General features: G+C 66.4%; 3 protein-coding genes. All 3 read left to right on the top strand.

Annotation, left to right across the window (positions count from 1 at the left end):
- Positions 1 to 480: enoyl-CoA hydratase-related protein (locus HC022_RS23505; RefSeq protein WP_175583711.1), on the top strand; the 480-nt coding region annotated here is incomplete at its 5' end.
- Positions 481 to 605: 125 nt separating this feature from the next.
- On the top strand, positions 606 to 971 hold the full coding sequence (locus HC022_RS23500; protein WP_167454015.1) for an excinuclease ABC subunit A: 366 nt from the start codon (positions 606 to 608) through the stop codon (positions 969 to 971).
- A gap of 309 nt (positions 972 to 1,280) precedes the next feature.
- Positions 1,281 to 2,675: a nucleobase:cation symporter-2 family protein gene (locus tag HC022_RS23495; RefSeq protein ID WP_167454014.1), complete on the top strand. Its 1,395-nt coding sequence runs from the start codon at positions 1,281 to 1,283 to the stop codon at positions 2,673 to 2,675.
- Positions 2,676 to 2,724 lie beyond the last annotated feature (49 nt).

Here is a 2,724-nt window from a genome sequence, read left to right as displayed (position 1 = left end):
GTGATCGCGCAGGTCCACGGCATCGCCACCGCCGCCGGCTGCCAGCTCGTCGCCACCTGCGACATGGCCGTGGCCGCCGAGGGCACGCGCTTCGGCGTGAACGGGGTCAACATCGGGCTCTTCTGCTCGACCCCCATGGTGGCGCTGACCCGCAACATCGCTGCCAGGCACGCCTTCGGGATGCTTGTCACCGGACGCTCCGCAGACGCCGCAGAGGCGCAGCGCATGGGGCTCGTCAACCGGGTCGTGCCCGCCGAGACGCTCGAGGCGGCCACGCTGGAGCTGGCCGAGACCGTGGCCGGCAAGCTTGGCCCGGCGGTGAAGATCGGCAAGGAGGCCTTCTACGCGCAGGCCCGTCTCGGCACCGAAGAGGCCTATGCCTACGCGGGCGAGGTCATGGTCGAGAACATGCTCTGGCGCGACACCAACGAGGGCATATCGGCATTCCTCGAAAAGCGTTCGCCCGACTGGAGCCAGTGAGCGGAGATCCCACGGCCCTGCCGGGGCATCGGCAAAGCTCTGCCGGTTCTTTCACCCCTCGGGGAACGGAACTGCGCAACGCGCACGTTTGAGGGTAAGGAATGCAAAAAACAGGAGAAACGCATATGTTTCGCAAGCTCGCCCTGATCGCCCTGTCCGCCACCGCGCTGAGCCTGCCCGTCGCGGCCGTCGCGGGGCCCAAGGGCTGTCCCCCGGGTCTCGCCAGCAAGGGCTGCGTCCCGCCGGGTCAGGCCAAGAAGATGCGCTCCTATGACCACGACCGAGATCGGGACCATCGCGAGATGCGCCGCGAGTATTATCGCACCGGCGACCGCATCACCGGTGACTACGTGGTGATCCGCGACCCGTCGCGTTACGGCCTGCGCCCGGACGACACCTATTACCGCAGCGACGACCGCGTCTATCGCGTCGATCCCGACACCCGCAAGGTGCTGGATGTGATCGGCGCCATCGCGGCGCTCGCGAACTGACAGATATTTCGGCCTCACGCCGTGAAGCATCGAAGGGGGCGCCGCGCGCCCCTTTTTCGTGTCGCGCGCCTGACTTCAGGGAAATGATGCCGCGCCACGCATACGGGTTACGTGACTTCTCCGGTCGCCCAAGAATTGCACAACACCTGCTCGCGGCCTGTCAAGAATATGTCATCTGGCCGACCACGGCCCGCGCAGGCCCGGCCGGACCGCCAACCGTGTAGCGGCGGTTTCCCCTCGTCGCGCAGGCTGGATCCGGGAGGTGCGGCAATTGCGGCCGCACCCGGGAGCCGGAACACGGAGAACGTCATGGCCTCTGACACCACTGAATCAACCCCCCTCATTTACGGGCTCGAGGACGGGCCCGCGCCCGCGGCGGCGGCGCTTGCGGCCTTCCCTCTCTTCCTCGCCTCCATCGTCGGCATCGTCACACCCACGCTGGTGATCGGCGGCGTTCTGGGACTGGGCGAATACGTCCCCTACCTCATCGCCATGTCGCTCTTCGTCTCGGGCATCGCGACCTTCATCCAGTGCAAGGCCATCGGTCCGGTGGGCTCGGGGCTCCTGAGCGTCCAGGGCACGAGCTTCGCCTTCCTCGGGCCGGTGCTGGCGGCGGGCTTCGCGGTCAAGAACAACGGCGGCACACCCGAGGACATGCTGGCGATGATCTTCGGGCTCTGCCTTGCGGGCTGTCTCGTCGAGATCGTTCTGAGCCAGTTCATCGACAGGCTCGGAAAGATCATCACCCCAACGGTCACCGGCGTCGTCATCACCGTGATCGGCCTGTCGCTGGTCAAGGTGGGCTTCACCGATTTCGCAGGCGGCGTCGGCGCGGGCGAGAGCCTCGGCGCGCCGGTTAACCTGATGCTGGGCTCCATCGTGGTGGTGGCGATCCTCGTGATGACCTTCACCGGCAGCCCGATGCTGCGGATCTCGGCCATCATGATCGGGCTCGTGATCGGCACGATCATCGCCGTGATCTTCGGGCAGGTGGATTTCTCGAAGGCCGGACAGGGCGCGCTGATCGCCATTCCGCAACCGCTGAAATACGGGCTCGACTTCGACATCGGGCTGTTCATCCCGATCGCCTTCATCTTCCTCGTGACCGCCATCGAAACCTCGGGCGACCTGACCGCCAACTCGGTGATCGCAGGCCAGCCGGTGAAGGGCCCGCTCTACATGAAGCGCATCAAGGGGGGCATCCTCGCCGACGGCGTGAACTCGGGGCTGGCCGCGCTCTTCAACACCTTTCCCAACACCACCTTCTCGCAGAACAACGGGGTCATCCAGATGACCGGCGTCGCAAGCCGGCATGTGGGTCTCTACATCGCCTGCATCCTCGTGCTGCTCGGCTTCTTCCCGGTGGTGGGCCAGCTCTTCCTGCTGATCCCCAAGCCGGTTCTGGGCGGGGCGACGCTGGTGCTCTTCGGGACCATCGCGGTGGCCGGGATCCGGATCCTCGCGACCCAGCACATCGACCGCAAGAAGGTCTATATCATGGCGGTGAGCTTCGGGCTCGGGCTCGGCGTCACGCTGGTGCCTGACGCGACGCAGAACCTGCCGACCTTCCTCAAGCAGGTGGTGGCGACGCCGATCACCCTGGCGGGGCTCTCGGCGATCATCCTGTCGCTGCTGATCCCCGACACCGACGAGGCCCCGGCCGAAGTGGTCGAGGAGAGCGCCGACGACGCGGCGACGGTCTGACCGGGTGAGATGATGTGATGAATGCCCCCGGGTGGGAGATCCCGGGGGT

Source organism: Salipiger sp. HF18 (genome assembly GCF_011806505.1).
Taxonomy (GTDB): Bacteria; Pseudomonadota; Alphaproteobacteria; order Rhodobacterales; family Rhodobacteraceae; genus Salipiger; species Salipiger thiooxidans.
Note: the sequence above shows the minus strand (reverse complement) of the source record. Positions and strands in the feature narration are given on the sequence as shown.

Coding starts and splice junctions, on each gene's coding strand:
- HC022_RS23500 (WP_167454015.1), top strand. CDS start 606: ATGTTTCGCAAGCTCGCCCTGATCGCCCTGTCCGCCACCGCGCTGAGC.
- HC022_RS23495 (WP_167454014.1), top strand. CDS start 1,281: ATGGCCTCTGACACCACTGAATCAACCCCCCTCATTTACGGGCTCGAG.